Genomic DNA, 20,968 nt, shown 5'->3' with positions numbered 1-20,968 from the left:
ACATATCCAGCCCTCCTTTTCATCACTCTTTAAGGATTAATAGCCTCCGCTGTAGAGGTTTAGTACCTCATAACGAGCATAGTTCCAGCCTCCGCCAACTTTATACTCAGAATAGCTGTAATAATGAGACCATTCCGGAATGTCCTTATATCTATATCCATGGAAATTCATACTAGAGTCATAGTAGGGATTATAATCATACCGATAACTTTTAAGAACGCTTTTAGCAGATACACTAGACTGAAAAAGACCAATAATCATAAACTAACTAATTAAACGATTTTTGCTAATTTTTAATGGTTTTATATCATTAATCTTGAATACGCTTTCATTATATCGTTTTTATCATTATTATGCAACAGATTTTTAGTTTATTTTACTAATATATAATATTTATCCTTCCTATCGAACACTTTCAATCTTCCAACTATTCCACCCCTTAAAGCGTATAGCTCCTTGCTGGTCAGTTCGGTAAACTTTGCTATTGATACCCTCCAGTCGGGTCAGGATTTCCTGATGGGGGAGTTTCGTTCGATTGTTCTTTCCAACTGAGATGAGAGTAAGCTCTGGTTTGAGTTTTTCTAGAAAGGCTGAACTTGATGATTTTTTAGAGCCATGTTGGCTAGCTTTCAAGACATCCACCTTTAGGTCAGGATATTGCCTCAGCAATTCCTTCTCTCCTTTTTCCTCCAAATTTCCAGTGAAGAGAAAGTTTTTATCCAAGAGTTTTCCATACAAAACCAGGGAATCTTCATAATCTCCATCTCCAATTTTCCTTGGAGATAGGACTTCTAACTGACTTCCAAAAATTGGCAAGTTCTCTCCTGCTGTCATACTGCGCACCTTGGTTTGAGTTGCCTGTAGTTCTGAAACAAATTCCTTCTGTTTCAAACTGCCTTTGGACACTAAAATTTCACCTATATGGAAAGCCTTGGTCACCTCCAACAAATCTCCAACATGTTCCTTGTCCGTATTTGTCAAAATCAGCTGGTCAATCTTGGCTACTCCTCGACTTTTAATATAGGGTATCAAGCTTCTCTGTGCATTACTGGTCGTCGCCTTTTCTTGCCATTTTTCGATTTTCTTATCAGATTCTGCCTTGCCACCAACATCTATGAGAATGGTCTTCCCAGTTACATCCCGTAGGAAAATACTTTCTCCTTGCCCAACATCCAGCATGGTAATTTCATTTTCCAGTGGATTCTTGGTAAGGAAAAAGAGACCTGTAATCAATAAACTCAATACTATTAGCTTTTTAATGTTTTTCCTCAAATCATAAACTAAAGCCAAGGAAATTAACAATAGGATTAAAAGCCATGCATTGGGTTGTCCAAAGACCAAAGGTCTACTTGCCACCTGTGATACCAAGCGAATCATTCCCTCTAACCATTCAAAGATAAAATTCAGCTGAATGACTGGATAGAGAAAGGAAAGGGCAAATAAGATAGACAAGAGCGGTAAGAAGACCAAGTCAAATAGAAAGGAAAAGACAAAGGTCAAAAGAATGGACCAAGGTTGAAATTCCGCAAAATAGAAGGATAGAATGGGTAATATTCCCAAGGAAATGACTAGACTTTCTCTAGCAACAGCCTTGAGGCCCTCTCCTTCTTTGCTGGTCATGGTCAAGATAAAAGCATAGGCGCAGGACAAGACACCTCCTGCTGTCAAGAAAAAGTTGGGCATGACGATAAAGAGGACAAGGACTGTCAAGGAAAAATTATCCAAGCCCTTAACACCATGTTGAGCCAGTAGCTTTTGCAAAAGACTGCGAATGACCGAAGCTGAAAATCCTGTCATCCCTGCATAGATAAGTGAAAAGGGATAAGTCAGCCACTTCAACTTTTCTTGGGTCAAGCCCAATCGTAAGAGAAGTTTCTTAAATCCATCCATGAAAAAGCCTACCTGCATCCCCGACAAGGCAAAGAGGTGGATAATTCCTAGACTGGAATAAAGCTCATTCATCTCCTCAAAGTCAGTGTCCAGATGTCCTAATAGAAGCCCCGTCATGTAATTGCGCATAGGATCTGGAAAGTGCGTCTTAATCCAAACTACAGCTTTACGGCGTAAACTGGACAGATTTTCACCTATATCCCAACTGCCAACCTTTTGAAGTGACTGGATTCTTTTGATATTAAGAGTCTGGTAAATTCCCTGAGTCTTAAGATAGGCTTGGTAGTCAAAGCCACCAAAATTTCTCCTCCCTTCTGGCTCCGAAAGCTTCCCTTCTAGTTCCAAATCATGAAGGTCTGTTAAGGCTTGAAATGCTTCTTTCTCCTCCTCGGACTGGAGTTTATAATAGACTTGAAAAATGTGTCCATCAGACTTGCCACGAAAGGATAGACTGTCACCATTGACCTTAATAGTGTCGGGCAGAATCCGTACCCTTTCAACAGAGTTCGCTAGGTTTTGACTCGCTTGACTCTGTTGCCAATTTTGAAACAGAAACCAGAAGCCAAAGACTCCACAAATCGCTATAATTTTACCAGCCAATTTCCAAGGAAATTGGAAAAAGAGACAGACAAGCAGAAAAACAAAGCCCAATAAAGCAAGATAGGATGCAGAAAAAATGGCGTAGTAAAGCCATAGCAATAGAAAACTCAGGTAAATTAGGGGAATAGGGATGTTTTTAATCCACTGTAACATAGTCTTTTAACTTTTCTATGGTCTTAGCGCCAATGCCAGAGACCTTTTTGAGCTCGTCTACTGACTTGAATTTGCCATTTGCTCCACGATGGTCGATAATGTCCTGAGCTCGTTTTCCTCCCAAGCCTTTGACCTGCTTGAGTTCTTCCAGACTGGCCTTGTTGAGATTGACCTTCTTTTCCTTGCTTGTTGAAGAAGGCGCTCCAGAACCTGCCTGTTGACTAGCCGATTCTTCTCCCTTAGTTGGAACGTAAACCAGAGCCTCATCACTAACTTTCTGAGCTAGATTGAGTGCCTTGCTGTCTGCTTGCTCTGTCAAGCCACCAGCCTTCTGAACAGCATCATTGACCCGACTACCTACAGGCAAATCATAAATCCCTGGTGATTTGACAGCGCCTTTCACATCTACTGTGATTAGATCTTGTTCAACAGGTTCTTCCTTTTCTTCCTTCTTCACTTCCTTTTCGGATACCGAATCATTGGAAACAGCTGCAACTTCAGCCTGCAAATTCGTTTCTTTGACAGGTGTGTGTGGAGCTGGTTTTAGCAGGAAAAATCCGCCGACAAGCAAGCCCAGACCAGTACAGATGACAATGATTTTATACTCTTTGATTTTCTCGATAATTGCTTCCATATTTTCTCCTCTCTTAAATTATTCGTAAGAGGAAGAAAAAACAGTTGAAAATTTCTTCTCAACTGCTTATTTATTTGCAAAATAGTCTTCCTTAGTCAAGACATAATGAACTCTTGTAACGATTCTTCCTGATTCTTTTTTGTCCAATCTGGCCTTATAGATAGTTTACAACAAATTTTTCTTGCTTTTTAAAGCGGTTTCATATAGAATAAAATCATCACCTTATTTTATAGATAATTGTGATAAATCATTTACAACCCGTCAATAGAAAGGGAGTTTTTCTCTATGTTAATCGGAATTCCAAAAGAAATTAAGAATAATGAAAACCGTGTTGCCCTCACACCTGCTGGTGTCCACAGCTTAGTCGGCCGTGGTCATCGCGTCCTTATCGAAACAAATGCTGGTCTCGGTTCTGGCTTTACTGATGCTGACTATCAAAAGCAAGGAGCTGAGATTGTCGCTACTGCTGGTGAAGTCTGGGCAGCTGAGTTAGTCGTGAAAGTAAAAGAACCACTAGCTTCTGAATATGGTTACTTACGTGACGACCTGCTTCTCTTCACCTACTTGCACATGGCCGCTGCTCCAGAATTAGCAGATGCTATGTTGGAAGCAAAAACAACAGGGATTGCCTATGAAACTGTCCGTGATTCCCAAGGTCAGTTACCACTCCTCGTACCTATGAGTGAGGTTGCAGGCCGTATGGCAGTCCAAATCGGGGCTCATTTCCTAACTAAGCAAGCAGGAGGTTCTGGTGTCTTACTTGGTGGTGTGCCGGGTGTACCTAAAGGGAAAGTAACCATCATCGGTGGCGGTGTCGTAGGGACCCATGCTGCTCGAATTGCGCTTGGTCTTGGTGCTCAAGTAACCATCCTTGATATCAGTGCTAAACGTCTCTCCGTTTTAGAGGAGGTCTTTGGTCACCAAATTCAAACTCTCATGTCCAATTCATTCAACATCGAAGCCAGTGTGAGAGATGCGGATGTGGTGATCGGAGCGGTTCTCATCCCAGGTGCCAAAGCACCGAAATTGGTGACAGATGAGATGGTCAAACAAATGCGTCCAGGATCTGTCATCGTTGACGTTGCCGTTGACCAAGGTGGCGTTATCGAGACAGCTGACCGTGTGACAACGCACGATGAACCCGTCTATGAAAAACACGGTGTGCTCCACTATGCCGTTGCCAACATCCCCGGTGCGGTAGCTCGTACTTCTACCATCGCCCTAACCAATGTCACTCTTCCTTATATCGAAGCTTTGGCAGAAAAAGGATTCGCACAAGCAATTGCTGAAGATGAGGGCTTGCGCCAAGGTGTTACCACTTATCAAGGTTACTTAACCAGTCTTCCAGTAGCTCAAGGTCTCGATAAAAAACATACTCCAATTGATGAACTAGTATAAAAAATCTAATTATCAGATAAAAGAAAGAGCAATTCCACCTGAACTGCTCTTTTTTGCTATTCTGTTTCTTCTTGGACTTCTTCACACTCTTCATTTTTAACTGGAGCTGGTTCATAAGCTCGGATAATCTGAGCGACAACTGGATGGCGAACCACATCCTTGGCTGAAAAATGAACAAAGTCAATCTGGTGAATGTTCTTGAGCTTTTCTTGAGCATCAATCAAACCGGACTTGACGTTACGCGGAAGGTCAATCTGACTGATATCTCCATTGACAATCATCTTAGAATTAAAACCTAAACGAGTCAAGAACATCTTCATCTGCATGATAGTCGTATTTTGCGCCTCATCGAGAATGACAAAGGCATCATCCAAGGTCCGTCCACGCATATAGGCAAGGGGCGCAATCTCGATAATTTCACGCTCCATGAGTCGAGTTGTTTGGTCTTTTCCCAGAATCTGATACAAGGCATCATAAACAGGTCGAAGGTAAGGATCTACCTTCTCTTTAAGATCACCCGGAAGAAAACCTAGACTCTCGCCAGCTTCCACTGCCGGGCGTGTTAGGATAATCCGCTTAACCTGACCACGTTTAAGAGCTGTCACAGCCAAGGTCACTGCAAGGAAGGTCTTCCCTGTACCTGCTGGCCCAATTCCAAAGGTCACATCATGCTGTTTAACACTGTCCACATAAAGTTTTTGACCCAAGGTTTTGACACGGATAGGCTTCCCAGTATTATCCTTGATGATTTCTTCTTCGTAAAGGGCGACAAACTTGTCAATTTCATCGTTTTTGACCATACTAATCGCAGTCACCACATCTGGCGTACCAACGGTCATCCCACGATTTACCAAGACCATGAGAGCTTGAATAACCTGACGGGCTTCCTCACAGGCAGTCTCTTCTCCCAAAACCTGCACAATCTCCGTACGGGCATGAATCACCACATCAAGCTCTTCTTCCATCAAACGAAGATGGCGCTCATTGGAACCAAAAAGATGAAACAGGTCATCTGGATGACTCAGTTGAATGTCTATTGAATGTTCCTTCAAATAAAGAACCTCTCTAATCCTTTTATTTCTTTTTATTATAGCAAAGGGGTGGAGAAATTACTAGCCCAAACCCAATGAATCATGCTAGTGTTCTAAGTATTCTTGCCAGATAGCGTCAAAGTCTCCTAGATTGAAAGAGAAACTAGCATGTTCCTCCAAAAATCGACTGACCTCATCAAAATCATCCGTATGTTTTGGAAAGGTTGACTCTTCAAAAGCTAGGTCTGCCAAGATAGCTTTGGGACTGTTACTTTTAGGATTGCGCTCGGTCATGAGCCAAGTGTAAAATGATTTTCTCAATTCTTTCTCCTATCAAGACTTTTTTTGATGAAACTTTTCTGATTTTTAAAAATTACTGGACTTAGCCTCTGACACATAGTGGTTTATAAAATCCGTTTTCGCATCTGTATAGGCGTCTCGATTGTGTTCAAATTGTTTCCACAAACTGAGTTTTAATTCCTGATACGCTTGGGCGATATCTGGATGCTGGCAGAGATAATCTCTAAAATAAATCTCGTTATGATCTCCCGTCATTCGCAAATGTAAATGAAAAACTTTCTCAGCAAATCCCTGCTCTGTATATCCTTTATTTAGCGAAATCCTGTTAGGACTCTCCGACATCACTAACCAACCATTCTTCACCAATAAATCCCTAACTCTTGCTAAATCCTCTATTCTACCTACTTCTAGCAGAATATCAACGATATTTTTGGCCCAAATATTAGGGATAGCAGTGCTACCGATATGTTCTATTCTTTTAATAACATTTGCACCCAATATTTTTTTAAGACTTGTTTTCTCCAATTCATACCAGTCTTTCCACTCTGACTTGTGCTCTACTAGAAAAATAGGAAAAAGTTGCCAGAGTTCCTCTAAACTCATTTCTTCAAGTTTCTTTTTCATGTCTATAAGGCCTAAATCAACTCTGTACCAAACTGGTCTTGCTTGATTTTGCCAGCCTTCATCAAGCCTCCGAGTGCTTTCTTGAACTGACCTTTAGAAATGCCAAATGTTGCCTTGATGTCGTCTGGAGATGATTTATCATTTAAGGTCATGAAACCGCCATTGCTTTCCAAATAAGTCAAAATCATCTGAGCATCATTTTCCAACATCTCAAAAGAACGAGGTTTGAGGGAGAGGTTCAGAGTGCGGTCCACTTCACGAAAACCAATGACACGCGCATCTAAGACTTGACCCAAACGTGGCTCTGCATAGCGCTCGCTAGGATGAATAAAGCCAAGCATGTTGTTTTCTGGCAGATAAACAAAAGTTCCTGACAGCTTGAGGCGGTAAACAATGGCTGGCCAGTTTTGGTTCTGCATGTTGTTGTAGGCAGGACGAGCCAGACGTTGAAAGTCTTCTTGATAAGCCAAGAGGCCCCAGATACGGTCTTTCTTGTCCACTTCAAGACGGATGTAGAGTTGATCACCCTTCTTAGGCCAAAGTTCCTTAAGCTCAGGGAGGATATCGAGTGACACAACGATTTCCTTGTCAGGAAGGCCTGTATCCACAAAGATACCCAAGTCCTTACGAACCTCTGTGACACGGCCCCAACCAAACTGATCCTGAGTGGCAGTCACTTCTAAGGTTGTCATGCGGAGTTTTTGCTTCATATCCGTGTAGGCAAAACCTTTAACCGTATCCCCTACTGTATGTTGACCTTCTTCCTTAGCAAGAGCATAGGTTTGACCATCCTTTTGCACAAAGTAAAAACGGTCGTTTTCATCGATGATCAGTCCAACGATAAAACTTGCAAGATTTGTATTCATATTTCCTTCTTTCGAATAAAACTCAGCCAGCAATGCCAACTGAGTTTTTCTGTTTATTTTTAGACTTCCAAAAGTTCTTTCTCTTTGTTGGCAGTCATGTCGTCGATGTGTTTAACAGCATCGTCTGTTACTTTTTGAATGTCTTTTTCAAGAGTCTTCAATTCGTCTTCAGTGATTTCTTTTGCTTTTTCTTGTTTCTTGGCTTCATCCATAGCATCGCGACGGATATTGCGGACAGCCACTTTAGCATTTTCGCCGACCTTCTTGACTTCTTTAGCAAGGTCACGACGAGTTTCTTCTGTAAGAGCTGGGATAACCAAGCGAATCACAGAACCATCATTAGCTGGTGTGATACCAAGATCAGAAGCGTTCAAGGCACGTTCGATATCTTTCAATGAAGACTTGTCAAATGGTGTTACCAACAAAACACGCGCTTCTGGAATGGTAATTGAAGCGATTTGGTTAAGAGGTGTTTCTACTCCATAGTATTCTACATGTACACGGTCAAGCAAGCTTGCATTGGCACGACCGGCACGGATACCACCAAATTCACGAGCAAGTGATTGGTGAGACTGGGTCATTCTCTCTTTAGCTTTTTCAATAATTGCGTTAGCCATAATCTTTCTTATTCCTTTTCTTCGATATTATTTGAAACTGTTGTTCCGATATTTTCACCAAATACGACACGTTTGATGTTGCCTGGTTGGTTCATGTTGAAGACAACCAAGTCAATGTCGTTATCCATTGAGAGGGTTGAAGCAGTTGAGTCCATGATACGAAGACCTTTATTGATAACATCACGATGGGTCAATTCTTCAAACTTAACGGCTGTCTTATCTTTCTTAGGATCGGCATTGTAAACACCATCAACACCGTTTTTAGCCATTAGAATGGCATCTGCTTCGATTTCAGCTGCACGAAGGGCCGCTGTTGTATCTGTTGAGAAGTAAGGTGAACCAATTCCGGCACCAAAGATAACGATACGGCCTTTTTCAAGGTGACGAAGGGCACGTCCACGGACATAAGGCTCTGCCACTTGTTGCATAGCAATAGCTGTTTGCACACGTGTATCAACCCCAACTTGTTGCAATGAATCTGCCATCACAAGAGCATTCATAACAGTCCCAAGCATTCCTGTGTAATCTGCCTGAACGCGGTCCATACCTGCTTCTGCTGCAGGTTCTCCACGCCAGAGATTTCCTCCACCGATAACAAGGGCAATTTCGATACCTAAGCTATGAACTTCTTGAATCTCTTTTGCGATTGTTTGAACTGTTTGGATATCAATCCCTACGCCACGTTCACCGGCAAGGGCTTCACCTGATAACTTGATTAAAATACGTTTATACTTGGGATTCGCCATTTTCACTCTCCTTCTTTTATCCTACCTATTTTATCACAATTTCTAAGATTTTTATAGTATCATGAGCAATTCTTTGAAAAAAATTAGACTGTTAAAAATTCCTCTAAGTCGCTAAGAGCACGCTCTGCAATTTTTTCATAACGAGCCTTCTTATCACGAATACGCTCGCCTTCCAACTCCTTGATGATTCCAAAATTGACATTCATTGGTTGGAAATGTTTGCTGTCGGCATGGGTGATGTAATGAGCCAGACTGCCAATCGCTGTTGTCTCTGGGAAAATAGCCTCGCTTTCTCCCTTGAAGAGACGAGCAGCATTTATCCCAGCAACCAATCCTGAAGCTGCTGACTCAACATAGCCTTCCACTCCCGTCATCTGACCAGCAAAGAAGAGGTTTGGTTGTTTCTTAGAACGGTAAGTCTGTTCAAGGAGATTAGGTGAATCCATGTAAGAATTGCGGTGCATAACACCATAACGAACAAACTCCGCATTTTCAAGACCCGGAATCATTTGGAAGACACGCTTTTGCTCCCCCCATTTGAGATGGGTCTGGAATCCAACGATATTGTAGAGACTACCAGCCGCATTATCCTGACGAAGCTGGACGACCGCATAAGGTGTTCTAAATTCTCCATCACGAGGGCCTGTGTAGTCGTCCGGATACTCAAGACCAACTGGTTTCATAGGTCCATAAAGCATGGTTTTAATACCACGTTTAGCCATAACTTCGATAGGCATACAACCTTCAAAATACTTTTCTTTTTCGAAAGAATTGAGCGGTGCTTCTTCCGCACTGACCAAGGCTTCATGGAAATCCATAAACTCTTGCTTGGTCATGGGCGCATTGAGGTAGGCTGCTTCTCCCTTATCATAACGAGACTTGAGATAGACTTTGCTCATATCGATGGTGTTGACGTCGATAATAGGCGCTGCCGCATCGTAGAAATAGAAACCATCGCCATCATTAAGGGCATGAATCTTTTCAGCCAAGGCATCACTAGTCAAGGGACCAGTAGCGATAACTGTGATAACATCTGTCGGTAATTCTGTAATTTCATCACGCACCACTTCAATCAAGGGGTGGTTAGCAACTTTCTCAGTCACCATTTGAGAGAAACCATCACGGTCCACCGCAAGAGCTCCTCCTGCAGGAACACGTGTAGCTTCTGCTGATTCCAAGATAACAGAACCCAAGCGACGCATTTCTTCCTTGAGGAGCCCAACAGCATTTGTCAGGGCATCCCCACGAAGAGAATTGGAACAAACCAACTCTGCAAAATTGTCTGTTTTGTGCTGAGGTGTTGACTTGACACCACGCATTTCATAAAGTTTAACTGGAATACCACGTTCTGCGATTTGGTAAGCAACTTCAGAACCTGCCAAACCAGCACCGATAACATTGATATAAGATTGAGACACGACACTAATACCTCTTTGGGAGTGTGAAGACAAGTTTCACATTGAAAAAGCCAATCAAACTTACTCGCTCTCGAATTTCTTGGCCCAGGCTGAAAAAGTCCACAGGACTTACTTCGCTCTCGAGTTTCTTGGCTCAGGCTGAAAAAGTCCCCCGGACTTTTTCACTCCCACAAATCTTTCTAATTTTTTCTTCTACTAGTATAACAAAAAAAGGGAAGAAGGCAAACTTCCCTGTTTAGTCATTTTCTTGATTTTCTTCCCATTCGTGGTAGGCAGCGTAGAGCTGACTTTTATTCCACTGGTAAATCTTAGCGACTTCCTTGATAGCTTGGTTTTTCTTCATGCCTTGCCGGATACGGGCTTGGATTTCTAAGAACAAGTCCTCCTCGTCTTTTTCCTCCACATCCTGACTGGCACCTTCAACGATGAGAAGGCATTCTCCCTTAAGTGGCGTTTCAGCTATGCTTTCTAATAACTCTGAAATGGTACCTCTTTGGTATTCTTCATAGATTTTAGTCAATTCCCTAACCAAGACGACCGAGCGATTACCGTAGACTTCTAGCATATTTTCTAACGTATCTGCCACACGATGAGGCGATTCATAGAAAATCTGGGTTTCAGGATAGTCTTTTTTCAAGTCGAAAAATTGCTTTTGCTGGCCTGATTTTCTCGGTAAGAAGCCGTAAAAGATATGTGGCTGTGGCGCTAAACCACTGGCAATCAAGGCAGAAATTCCTGCAGAGGCACCTGGAACAGTCACAACCGCAATTTCTTCCTCAATGGCTGCCTTGACCAAATCATGACCAGGGTCTGAGATACTAGGCAGACCTGCATCGGATACCTGAGCAATACTTTGCCCTGCTTTCAGGAAACCAATCAAATCAGGAATCTTTTCCTTGGCATTGTGCTCATGAAAACTAACCTGCTTGGTAGAAATGTCAAAATGCTTGAGCAATAGACCTGTATTGCGCGTGTCCTCAGCAGCAATCCAGTCCACTTCTTTCAAGGTCTGGATAGCTCGAAAGGTCATATCGTCTAGATTGCCAATCGGCGTTGCCACTAGATACAGCTTACCATAGGGAGACTGCCCCTTAAAACTTTTTTGAATCTGCATTCCTACTCCCTGTATAACAACTCGTCACAGAACATACATTCCTCGTCCTGTTCTCGACGTTGTCCATAAAAATCATTACATACGTGAAATCCATCACGGTAAATGCGACGGACACTTTCGCGAACATGTTTGGCCTTGACAGGAGCATCTGCTTCCACCTCACCCAAGCGTTCTCGCAATTTACTATTTTCCAAGCGAAGAGCTGTATTTTCTTCTACCAAGCTCTTGAGATTTTTCTTTATGGCTTCCACATCGGCCAAGGTTACCAATAACTGTTGGGAAAAATCATCCAGCGCATCAAATAATTCTTTTTTGTCCATAAAACAGCCCTTTCCTTTCTTTATCGTTCATTTTTGAGTTTATATTTCTTTCAAGACCAGATATTCCATGACATTTTGAAAGCTGACATTAGCCTGCCACATTTTTCTAGCTTCTAGCAAATCTTGTAGAATCACCCTTACTCTTGCTTGTAGGATATCTTGTCCACAGAGAACTTCAAGAATCCGTAAAACCTGATCTTGTTTTTCCTTATCATCTGCCAAGCTAGCTAGTTTGGCAACTTGCAAATAACTTTCTTTTTTCTTAGCCACTAACCAAGTCATCAGGCGTTCACTTTCATCGACCAAGGTCCAAAAACTTACCTGATTTGCCAACTTTTCTGCTTCAGCTCGCGATTGACTAAACTGGGCTAAAAGAGTTGCTTTTTTCTTGACCAGACCTGCTTGTTCTAATTGATGGATGAATTTTTCTTCTTGCTTTTTAAAGTGGAAAATCTGGGTCCGACTTCGGATGGTCGGTAAAATCTTTTCTTCATCGCTTGTCAAGAAGAAAATATAAACCTCACTCTGGGGTTCTTCGATGACCTTGAGCAGAGAATTGGCTGCGTTAGGATGCATTTTCTCAGCTTGCTCGATAATAAAAACCTGTTGCTGGCTTTCAATCCCTGCTTGGGAAAACTGACCCACCAATTCCCGAATGCGTTCTGTCTTGATGACCTGATTGACTGGCTTAATTAAGGTAACATCGGGAAATTCTCCCTGTTCAATAAGCTTACAATTCCGACATTTCTCACATGGCAACACACCTACTTTATCCGTACAAAAGAGGCTCTTAGCTAGAAATTGAGCCATTTCCAAGCTTCCAAAGAAACCTGAAAAGAGATAGGCGTGATTGAGCTGGTCTTGTTCTAGGATACGTACAAAGCGGTCAAACTGGTCTGGCTGCCAAGCCTTTAGTTGATCTTGTTTCATTTAATCAAGCCCATTCTCTCAAACAAGATATCCTTGGTAGTTTCCACAACTTGCTCCAATGGAAGACTCGCATCAATCTTGACAATGCGATTTCCTTCTTTTTCCAGGAGAGAAAGATAACCTTTACGAACTTTTTTATGCAAGTCCAAACCTTCTAAGTCCAAACGATTGACCTCACGATTGCTATTAGCAGCAATGCGAGCTAGTCCTTCTTCCACCTCGATGTCAAAATAGAGTGTCAAATCGGGTTTAAGGCCATCTGTCGCAAACTGGTTAAGCCAGTCAATGGCGTCAATATCCAAGCCACGACCAAATCCCTGATATGCAAGAGAACTATCGATGAAGCGGTCCATAATGACCAACTTGCCAGCTTCAAGTGCTGGAAGAACTTTTTCCACCAAGTGCTGTCTGCGACTAGCAATATAAAGAAGCAACTCTGTCTTCGCATCCATCTGAGTATGACTTGGATCCAAAATTACTTCCCGAATCTTCTCTCCTATCAAGACACCTCCTGGTTCACGGGTCGTCAGCACCTCTACTCCTTTTTCCTCTAAAATTGGTAGCAGAGTCTCTAAAACACTGGTCTTTCCTGCTCCCTCTGGTCCCTCAAGAGAGACTAAAAATCCTTTTGACATGTCTAACTCATTTCTTTTTTACTACTTCTATTCTATCAAAAAAATGGGGGTTTGTGGCAATCTTTTTTGTCTTCTCATTTCAACCACCATAAAAGAGGCAGATAAAACTACCTCTTATTTACCTAATTCTTGTGTTCGTTTGTAGGATTGATGAACTGCATCCATGACTGTTCCTCGAAAAGCATGCGCTTCTAAGCTTGCTACACCAGCGATAGTCGAACCTCCTGGGCTACAAACTTGGTCTTTCAAGACTCCAGGATGCTCTTGGCTTTCTAGGACCAATCGTCCAGAGCCGACAACTGTTTGAGCTGCCATTTTCAATGCTGTTTCTCGTGGTAATCCTGTCTGAACACCTGCATCTGCCAAGGCTTCGATAAAGAGATAGACAAAGGCTGGTCCACAACCTGCAAGACCTGTCGCCGCGTCGATTAATCCTTCTCCCAGTTCAACCAAGAGACCAGCCTTAGTTAAAAGCTGACAAAAGAGCTCACTGTCCTCAGCCCTGCAATTAGGAGACAATGCATAACTAATCACTCCTTGCCCAATAGAAGCAGGGGTATTTGGCATCATACGAATAATTCGGTGTTGACTTGGGATAAGACTTGCTAGTTTTTCTAAAGTCAATCCAGCTGCCATAGAAATCAAAAGAAGACTTTCTCTTTTTTCAAGGATAGTCTGATATTGAGAAAGCAAGTCTGAGAACTGTGCAGGCTTCACTCCTAGAAAAATCACATCTGCTTCTGAGAATATTTCTTCATTACTAAAAGCCTGACCACCAAAGTCTGCAATGAAAGCGTCTACCTTGGCTTGACTACGATTGGCAAGGAGAATGTCATCTGACGGTCTAGCTTGCAAGACAGACTTGGCCAAGCTAGCACCCATATTCCCCAAACCGATAAATCCAATCTTCATCTCTTACTCCCTTATCTGTCCGTCACCAGTAACCACATACTTGTAGCTGGTCAACTCCTTCAAGCCCATTGGACCACGCGCGTGCAATTTCTGAGTTGAAATCCCCATCTCACATCCAAGACCAAATTGGCCTCCATCTGTGAAACGCGTTGAGGCATTGACATAAACCGCTGCAGAGTCCACTTGATCTGTAAAGTAAGCTGCTGCTTCAGCATTTTCCGTCACAATGGCATCTGAATGATGGGTACTGTGAGCCTCAATATGGGCAACAGCTTCTTCTAAACTGCTCACAACCTTAACAGCTAATACATAGTCTAAAAACTCGGTGTCAAAGTCTTGAACCTCAGCTGCTTGACCTGAAAGAAACTGACTTGCTTTGCTATCCAAACGGAATTGAATTGGTTCCAACCCAGCTTCTTTTCGATTCTCAACCAGCACTTGCTCCAAGCGAGGAAGGAAGCTTGCTGCCTTGTCTTCATGAACAAGTAGAACCTCCATGGCATTGCAGACAGAAGGACGACTGGTTTTGGCATTGTTGATGATAGAGAGAGCCTTGTCTTCGTCTGTGTCCTTATCCACATAGACATGGACAATCCCAGTTCCTGTCTCGATAACTGGTACAATAGCATTTTCAACCACTGCATTGATCAAACCAGCTCCCCCACGAGGAATGAGAAGGTCTAGATATCCCTTGGCCTTCATCATGGCATAGCTGCTTTCACGGCTGGTATCTTCCACCAATTGAATCACATCTGGATGAATGGTAGTTGTCTCTAGACCCTTCTTCAAGGCTGTGACAATAGCATGGGCAGTTTGATAGGCATCCTTCCCACTACGAAGAACAACCGCATTTCCACTCTTGAGAGCCAAAGCAGCCGCATCAGACGTTACATTTGGACGGCTTTCATAGATAATACCAATAACTCCCATAGCTACACGTTTCTTTGTGATAAGCAAACCATTTTCAAGATGATTGGTTTCTAAAACTTCACCGATTGGATCTGGTAAAGCAACCACTTCACGAATCCCAGTTGCCATTGCTTCTGTACGACTTGCATCCAAATAAAGACGATCCAGCATCACATCTGAGATTTTCCCCTTAGCCGCTGCCATATCGAGGGCATTGGCTGCTAAAATCTCCTCAGTAGCAGCCACTAAGTGGTCAGCCATGGCTAGCAGGGCTTGGTTTTTCACGACTTCACTAGCTGTGTTGATCGATTTTTTAACAGCCTGTACCTGTTCAAATTGTTCTTGTGTACTTACCATAGTTTACCTCTAAAATTCTGTAAAGAGTAGTTGGATTTCAGGAGTAATGGAAATCCAGTCATCACGGTGAATCAGGACACCCTTGGCTTTTTGAGAACGCAACATATCCTCCAAAGCAGATGCACCAAATTGCACACGCCCTTTTCCAAGTGATTTTCCACTTTCCTTGTCAAATACTGTCACGATATCACCGTAAGAAAAGGCACCTTCTGCTTCAACAACACCAGATAAAAGGAGACTCTTGCCATGTTGAGAGAGAGCTTCTGCAGCACCTTTATCAACCCAAATAGAACCTTGACTCTGAGCATAAAAGGCCAGCCATTGTTTTTGGGTACGAAGTCCCTTCTTTTGCGCAACAAAGTAGGAACCATCCTTGGTCTCCTCTGCAGCCTCAATCATTGCATCTGCCTTCAAGGATGAGCATATATAAACAGGAACGCCCGATTCTGTCGCAATAGTTGCAGCTTTGATTTTTGTAAGCATGCCCCCAGTTCCGTTTGAAGAACCTGCTCCACCGGCCATATCAATAATCTCACGATTGATGGTCTCGATTCGCTCCAAGCGTTTGGCTGTTGGGTCTGAATTAGGATTTCCAGTATATAGACCGTCTACGTCTGTCAAGAGGACCAAAAGGTCTGCTTGGACCATGGCTGCTACCTGAGCACTTAGAGTATCATTGTCCCCAACCTTGAGCTCATCAATAACGACACTGTCATTCTCATTGATGATAGGAATTGCGCCACGGCTAAGTAGAACTGACAAAGCCTGATGGGCATTTTTATAACGGCGCTTATCCACAAAATCATCCTGGGTCAGCAAGATTTGTGCAGAAACGATTTGGCGCAATAGAAGATTGGTCGTGTATTCTTCCAACAAAAGGCCTTGTCCTACCGCTGCTGAAGCCTGTTTATCAGCAATCTTAGTCGGACGCTTTTTAAATCCTAAGGCCCCAAAACCAGCCGCAATGGCACCTGACGACACCAAAATCAATTCATGACCAGCCTCGTGCAACATAGCCAACTGCTGGGTAATAGCCTTTACCTTACTACGTGATAAACTTCCATCCTCATTCGTCAGAGAAGAAGTCCCCACCTTAAAGACAATCCGTTTGTATTTCATAGTCTCACTCCGATTCTTCATATTTATCCATTATAACATGAATGGCAGGAAATAGAAAAGAGTTGATAGGAAAAAGAAGGCCCTAAAACCTTCTTTTTTACTACTGTTCTGATTCCGATTTATTTGCACTCGCTTCAGAGTTTTGTGAAGTTGAAGAAGTCAAATCTTGACTAGTTGAAGAACTTGTAATACTTTCGTGTTGACTCGTTTCTTTATTTTCAAGATCTTTTTTCACTACTTCATTGGATTCTTTTATTTCTGAGTTACTTGTATCTCTAGTTGTAGCAGATTTCTCTACCGGAACATCCACTAACCAGGCACCACTTGAATCAACAGTATAGCCTTCTGGTGTCTTACCATTCACAAGTAATTGACCATTTTCTTTCAAGAAGTACCATTTATCCTTGTCTTTAATCCAACCTATAGCTCGTGAACCGTCTGTCTTGTAGAAATACCAATCATTTGCCTTTTTAAGCCAGCCTTGCTTCATAGTTCCTGATTCTTCTAGATAGTAATGATGACCAGAAACTTCTATCTCGCCTGTCTTCATAATACCAGTAGAATCCATATAGTACCAGGTTTCTTTATCTTTTACCCAGCCCGTTTTCATTTCCCCTGATTGAGCAAAGTAGTACCATTGTCCATCAATCTTACGCCATCCTGTTATCATATCCCCATCATTTGATAGATAATAGGTCTGACCGCCAGTATTAAGCCAACCAGTCTCCATCTGATTTTCTTTGTTGAAATAATACCAGCTTCCATTGATTTTCTTCCAATTTTTAGCAGATGCACCAGAGTCTATCAAATAGAACCAACGATTGTTCCATTTTTTCCATTGATTCTGTAACAAGATACCCGTTTGGTTGAAGTAATACCATTCACCCTTGATTTCATTCCAACCTACTGCATATTCTCCTGTAGAGTCAGGCGCTTGATACCACCAGTTTCCATAAGCACTCTTATGCCAACCAGCTTGAAAATTTGGAATCTGCTTGTAGGAAGTTGAAATATTGACAAAACCATCTTGTCTAATATCAAAAACTGTCGCATCATAGTCTTTGCTGGCTGCGTTAATTCTCTCAATTCCTCGTTCTTTGAGCCAATTGACATACTCACTATCAACACCATTTTTCCAAGGTAGACTATCCGAAGTTTGAACAATCAAACTCGGACTCAAATTTTTAATGAATTCCTTGGTGTTTGATTTATTGGTATCATAGTGATGATTAAACTTCATCAAATCAACTTTTCCAATGAGAGGACCATACTTGTCTTCTGCTCCATGAGCATTATCCAAATCTCCTCCGAGGTAAATTTTCTTACCATTGACTTTCACTACACTAATCAAAGAATTAGAATTGTCATCCCAAATTTTTTTTAATTCACCTGATGAATCAGTTTCATTTTCATAGTTATAGAGTTGAATATCCATGTCCCCAAACTGAAAAAGAGCATCTCCTTGTGTAATGTTTTGAATAACTGAAACACCTTTTTCTGCAGCAGCCTGTAAAACCTTATCATAGCCATACAGATTATCCCATAGATGAGTTGGTGTTGTAATCCGACTATCAGAGTATTTTTTCATGTAGATACGACCAACTGGATAGGTTTGCAGTAACTCATCAACGTTTCCAATATGGTCACTATGGGTATGGGTTACCAAAATAAAATCAAGTTTTTGGACACCCAATTCCTTTAAATGTCGTGAAACACGATCTGTCAGAACATGCTTATAAGATGTTTCAATTCCTTCTCTCCATGGGTAACGAGAATCACTTCCATCTGGGAAATCATAATCTTCTCCTGTATCCACCATGGCAAAATGTCCGTTGCTTTCAAGAATAATCGCATCACTGCCACCTTCATGAACATTTATAAAGTGAATTTTATTTCCTGAACTTTCTTGAGCTTGAACATTTCCATACCATGACAAACCTAAAAAAGTGCTTGCAAGTGCTAAACTGATCAATTTCTTTTTCATTATTGCTTTCTCAATCTCTCCAAGGTTTCCTTAAAAATATCTGGGATATCTGCTGTAAATTCCAAAATCTCACCTGTTCTCGGATGAGTAAAACCTAAAGTCTTGGCATGAAGAAATTGCCCATGTCCCTTAAGTGTCTTACGAGGACCATAGACCTCATCCCCAGCGACTGGATGTCCAATGTAAGCCATGTGAACACGGATTTGATGGGTACGCCCTGTCTCCAGTTGTAACTCCACTAAGCTATAATCTCCAAAGCGTTCCAAGACGTGGAAACGGGTTACTGCAGGCTTTCCTTTAGCAGTCACAGCCTGTTTCTTACGATCTTTTTCACTACGGCCAATCGGGGCTTCAATCACACCACGATCATTAGGCAAATTCCCATGAATAATCGCCCAATATTTGCGGAGAGACTTCTTATCCTTGAGTTCTTGGGCAAGTGCTAGATGTGCCTCATCATTTTTAGCAATCATGAGAAGGCCTGATGTATCCTTATCAATACGATGAACAATTCCTGGACGCAGAACCCCATTGATACCCGACAAGTCCTTAATATGGTACATAAGGGCGTTTACCAGGGTCCCACTAGTATGACCAGCACTCGGATGCACAACCATCCCCTGAGGCTTGTTAACGACGGCCACATCCTCATCTTGGTAGATGATATCTAGCGGAAGATTCTCAGCCACATACTCTAAAACCTCTGGTTCTGGCACATGATAGGTGACAACATCACCCTCTTGGACAGTGTATTTAGCTTTCTTGACTTGGCCATTGACCAAGACCTGACCTGATTTGATTTGTTCATTCGCGAGACTGCGTGATAATTCTGTCAAATCTGACAAAGCCTTATCTAAACGCAGGCCACCAGTTTCAATTTTAATTTCCATTTATTTCCTCTTTTAGCATTGCAATCAATAAAATAATCACTCCAACCGTCAGATAGCTATCTGCCACATTGAAAATTGCAAAATTGATAAAGTCAAGGTGAAACATATCCACAACAAAGCCCTGACTCACCCTGTCAATAAAATTTCCAAGACCACCTGCAATGATCAAAGTCAAACCAAAGACCATCCAGAGTGAGTCCTCCATGTGTTTATGTAGATACCAAATGGCACCTACCATGACAACCAGAGTAATGATAGCAAATAAGAACTGCTGATCTTGTAAGATAGAAAAGGCTGCCCCTCGATTTTGCAGGTAGGTCAAGCTAACGAAATTGGGAATCCAAGAGCGCACTTCACCCAGTGGAATCTGCTGGACGATATAGGATTTTACCAACTGATCCAGCCCAATCAAAAGCAGTACAATGACTGCCACTATTCCTCTTTTTTTCATGATTTCCTCTTCTGATTAAAATATTCTTGCATGACTTCTACAAAGAGAGTCCCAGCTTGACTGAGCTCCACTTCTTCACGTTTAACATAGACCATGTGATTATCCAGGTCATCCTTGAGACGAATGACTGTAATCCCATTGACACTGTCACTATCTAAAAATCCAGAACCTGTCGCATAGGCGTCCGTCCGCTCTAAAATACCATTCAAAGTAGCACGGTCTGTCACATTAAACATCTGTGAGCTAGCGCTGGTATCGACAAAGTTCTCTGAATAATAAAGGTACTCGTCTTTCTCTTGGGTAAAACGAACCGTTGGTAGATCCGCTAAATCCTCCATGACCAATTCCTCTTTCTGAGCCAAAGGATGCCCCTCACGGAGATAAATATGGGTATGAAAGGGAATCAATTCAATAACCTCAAGGCCTAGCTTTTCAACCCGTTGCATGATCCCCTTTTTATTTTGATTGTTGAGGTAGATAATCCCAATCTCACTGTGACCTTGGGCTACTTCGTCTAAGATTTGAACAGTAGTCGATTCAAAAATACGGAAATTTTTGTAATCAGGATAGCGCTCTGAAAAGGCAGTAATAGTTGGCGGCAAGAAGTCATAGTGCTGACTGGCAATGGAAAATTCATCTTTTTCTTCTTCAGGATTGGCATACTGATTTTGAAAAATATCAAATCCTTTAACCAATTCTTGCGCTTTTTCATAAAATTCCATACCACGACGAGTCAAGAAAGTTCCTGAGCTGGTCCGACGGAAAATCTTAAAACCCAATTCTTTTTCCAAATCACGAACAGAAATAGACAGACTCGGCTGACTAACATACATCTTTTCAGCAGCTTCACGGAAAGTACCACTATTGGCAATAGCCACAACATAGCGTAATTGTTGAATGTTCATCTTCTACCCCCAACTTCTTTGTCTTTTCATTATACCATATTTTAGAAGTTTTCCAAAAAAGAAAAAAGTCAGGAAACTTTCAAATCTAAATGAATTACCTAACATCCTAATACAAGAATTAGAATAATGTCTTTTTTCAGTCCTTATCTGATTTCAAGCAAATAA

23 protein-coding genes and 1 pseudogene are annotated in these 20,968 nt (G+C 42.0%); 2 read left to right on the top strand and 22 right to left on the bottom strand.

The window, feature by feature from the left end:
- Window positions 1-36: 36 nt before the first annotated feature.
- From B7698_RS10370 to B7698_RS06540, 4 genes and pseudogenes are all read right to left on the bottom strand, one after another.
- Window positions 37-261 carry a hypothetical protein gene (locus B7698_RS10370; protein ID WP_084865048.1) on the bottom strand — a complete coding sequence of 75 codons (225 nt, stop codon included), beginning with the start codon at window positions 259-261 and terminating at the stop codon, window positions 37-39.
- Window positions 262-402: 141 nt separating this feature from the next.
- On the bottom strand, window positions 403-2,643 hold the full coding sequence (locus B7698_RS06550) for a DNA internalization-related competence protein ComEC/Rec2 (protein ID WP_084865047.1): 2,241 nt from the start codon (window positions 2,641-2,643) through the stop codon (window positions 403-405).
- The gene (locus B7698_RS06545; protein WP_084865046.1) at window positions 2,627-3,277 is read right to left on the bottom strand and encodes a helix-hairpin-helix domain-containing protein; all 651 of its coding nucleotides are present in this window, start codon (window positions 3,275-3,277) and stop codon (window positions 2,627-2,629) included. The genes B7698_RS06550 and B7698_RS06545 overlap by 17 nt, the downstream gene beginning before the upstream one ends.
- A 66-nt stretch (window positions 3,278-3,343) precedes the next feature.
- Window positions 3,344-3,430: pseudogene (locus B7698_RS06540) on the bottom strand (GNAT family N-acetyltransferase); the annotation flags it as partial.
- Between the two features lie 132 nt (window positions 3,431-3,562).
- Here B7698_RS06540 and ald point away from each other — a divergent pair.
- Window positions 3,563-4,675, top strand: coding sequence for an alanine dehydrogenase (ald, locus tag B7698_RS06535; RefSeq protein ID WP_084865045.1), 1,113 nt, complete (start codon window positions 3,563-3,565; stop codon window positions 4,673-4,675).
- Between the two features lie 56 nt (window positions 4,676-4,731).
- On the opposite strand, the gene B7698_RS06530 is transcribed toward ald, so the two are convergent.
- The 18 genes from B7698_RS06530 to B7698_RS06440 form a co-directional block, all read right to left on the bottom strand.
- Window positions 4,732-5,727, bottom strand: coding sequence for a PhoH family protein (locus tag B7698_RS06530; protein WP_084865044.1), 996 nt, complete (start codon window positions 5,725-5,727; stop codon window positions 4,732-4,734).
- Window positions 5,728-5,811: 84 nt separating this feature from the next.
- Entirely contained in the window at window positions 5,812-6,027 is a 216-nt protein-coding gene (locus tag B7698_RS06525; protein ID WP_084851727.1) for a YozE family protein, read from the bottom strand.
- 45 nt (window positions 6,028-6,072) lie between these two features.
- A complete protein-coding gene (locus B7698_RS06520; RefSeq protein ID WP_084865043.1) occupies window positions 6,073-6,630 on the bottom strand; it encodes a GrpB family protein in 558 nt (185 codons plus the stop codon).
- Between the two features lie 11 nt (window positions 6,631-6,641).
- Window positions 6,642-7,496 (bottom strand): RNA-binding virulence regulatory protein CvfB, encoded by an 855-nt coding sequence (cvfB, locus tag B7698_RS06515; protein WP_084865042.1) that lies wholly within the window; start codon window positions 7,494-7,496, stop codon window positions 6,642-6,644.
- Window positions 7,497-7,555: 59 nt separating this feature from the next.
- Window positions 7,556-8,113 carry a ribosome recycling factor gene (gene frr, locus B7698_RS06510; protein ID WP_001262225.1) on the bottom strand — a complete coding sequence of 186 codons (558 nt, stop codon included), beginning with the start codon at window positions 8,111-8,113 and terminating at the stop codon, window positions 7,556-7,558.
- 8 nt (window positions 8,114-8,121) lie between these two features.
- Entirely contained in the window at window positions 8,122-8,859 is a 738-nt protein-coding gene (pyrH, locus tag B7698_RS06505) for a UMP kinase (RefSeq protein WP_000002996.1), read from the bottom strand.
- 83 nt (window positions 8,860-8,942) lie between these two features.
- Entirely contained in the window at window positions 8,943-10,277 is a 1,335-nt protein-coding gene (gene trmFO, locus B7698_RS06500) for a methylenetetrahydrofolate--tRNA-(uracil(54)-C(5))-methyltransferase (FADH(2)-oxidizing) TrmFO (protein ID WP_084865041.1), read from the bottom strand.
- Window positions 10,278-10,512: 235 nt separating this feature from the next.
- On the bottom strand, window positions 10,513-11,391 hold the full coding sequence (gene rsmI / locus B7698_RS06490; RefSeq protein ID WP_084865040.1) for a 16S rRNA (cytidine(1402)-2'-O)-methyltransferase: 879 nt from the start codon (window positions 11,389-11,391) through the stop codon (window positions 10,513-10,515).
- Window positions 11,392-11,393: 2 nt separating this feature from the next.
- Window positions 11,394-11,711 carry a DNA replication initiation control protein YabA gene (yabA, locus tag B7698_RS06485; RefSeq protein WP_000358228.1) on the bottom strand — a complete coding sequence of 106 codons (318 nt, stop codon included), beginning with the start codon at window positions 11,709-11,711 and terminating at the stop codon, window positions 11,394-11,396.
- A 39-nt stretch (window positions 11,712-11,750) separates the two neighbouring features.
- Window positions 11,751-12,641: a DNA polymerase III subunit delta' gene (locus B7698_RS06480; protein ID WP_084865039.1), complete on the bottom strand. Its 891-nt coding sequence runs from the start codon at window positions 12,639-12,641 to the stop codon at window positions 11,751-11,753.
- The gene (gene tmk, locus B7698_RS06475) at window positions 12,638-13,276 is read right to left on the bottom strand and encodes a dTMP kinase (RefSeq protein WP_004254725.1); all 639 of its coding nucleotides are present in this window, start codon (window positions 13,274-13,276) and stop codon (window positions 12,638-12,640) included. The genes B7698_RS06480 and tmk overlap by 4 nt, the downstream gene beginning before the upstream one ends.
- A 114-nt stretch (window positions 13,277-13,390) precedes the next feature.
- Window positions 13,391-14,188: a pyrroline-5-carboxylate reductase gene (gene proC / locus B7698_RS06470; RefSeq protein ID WP_084865038.1), complete on the bottom strand. Its 798-nt coding sequence runs from the start codon at window positions 14,186-14,188 to the stop codon at window positions 13,391-13,393.
- Window positions 14,189-14,191: 3 nt separating this feature from the next.
- Entirely contained in the window at window positions 14,192-15,454 is a 1,263-nt protein-coding gene (locus tag B7698_RS06465) for a glutamate-5-semialdehyde dehydrogenase (RefSeq protein WP_084865037.1), read from the bottom strand.
- 9 nt (window positions 15,455-15,463) lie between these two features.
- The gene (gene proB / locus B7698_RS06460; protein WP_239822591.1) at window positions 15,464-16,573 is read right to left on the bottom strand and encodes a glutamate 5-kinase; all 1,110 of its coding nucleotides are present in this window, start codon (window positions 16,571-16,573) and stop codon (window positions 15,464-15,466) included.
- 100 nt (window positions 16,574-16,673) lie between these two features.
- A complete protein-coding gene (locus B7698_RS06455) occupies window positions 16,674-18,557 on the bottom strand; it encodes an MBL fold metallo-hydrolase (RefSeq protein ID WP_084865035.1) in 1,884 nt (627 codons plus the stop codon).
- Window positions 18,557-19,447 (bottom strand): RluA family pseudouridine synthase, encoded by an 891-nt coding sequence (locus B7698_RS06450; RefSeq protein ID WP_084865034.1) that lies wholly within the window; start codon window positions 19,445-19,447, stop codon window positions 18,557-18,559. Before B7698_RS06450 ends, B7698_RS06455 begins: the two co-directional genes overlap by 1 nt.
- Window positions 19,437-19,898, bottom strand: a complete 462-nt coding sequence (lspA, locus tag B7698_RS06445) for a signal peptidase II (protein WP_070478836.1) — start codon at window positions 19,896-19,898, stop codon at window positions 19,437-19,439. The genes B7698_RS06450 and lspA overlap by 11 nt, the downstream gene beginning before the upstream one ends.
- Window positions 19,895-20,803 (bottom strand): LysR family transcriptional regulator, encoded by a 909-nt coding sequence (locus tag B7698_RS06440; protein WP_084865033.1) that lies wholly within the window; start codon window positions 20,801-20,803, stop codon window positions 19,895-19,897. Before B7698_RS06440 ends, lspA begins: the two co-directional genes overlap by 4 nt.
- Between B7698_RS06440 and B7698_RS10490 the strand changes: the two genes are divergently transcribed.
- Window positions 20,796-20,930, top strand: a complete 135-nt coding sequence (locus tag B7698_RS10490) for an AraC family transcriptional regulator (protein WP_192855114.1) — start codon at window positions 20,796-20,798, stop codon at window positions 20,928-20,930. The genes B7698_RS06440 and B7698_RS10490 overlap by 8 nt on opposite strands.
- Window positions 20,931-20,968: the final 38 nt, after the last annotated feature.

Source organism: Streptococcus mitis (genome assembly GCF_002096855.1).
GTDB classification, from domain to species: Bacteria; Bacillota; Bacilli; order Lactobacillales; family Streptococcaceae; genus Streptococcus; species Streptococcus mitis_Y.
Note: the sequence above shows the minus strand (reverse complement) of the source record. Positions and strands in the feature narration are given on the sequence as shown.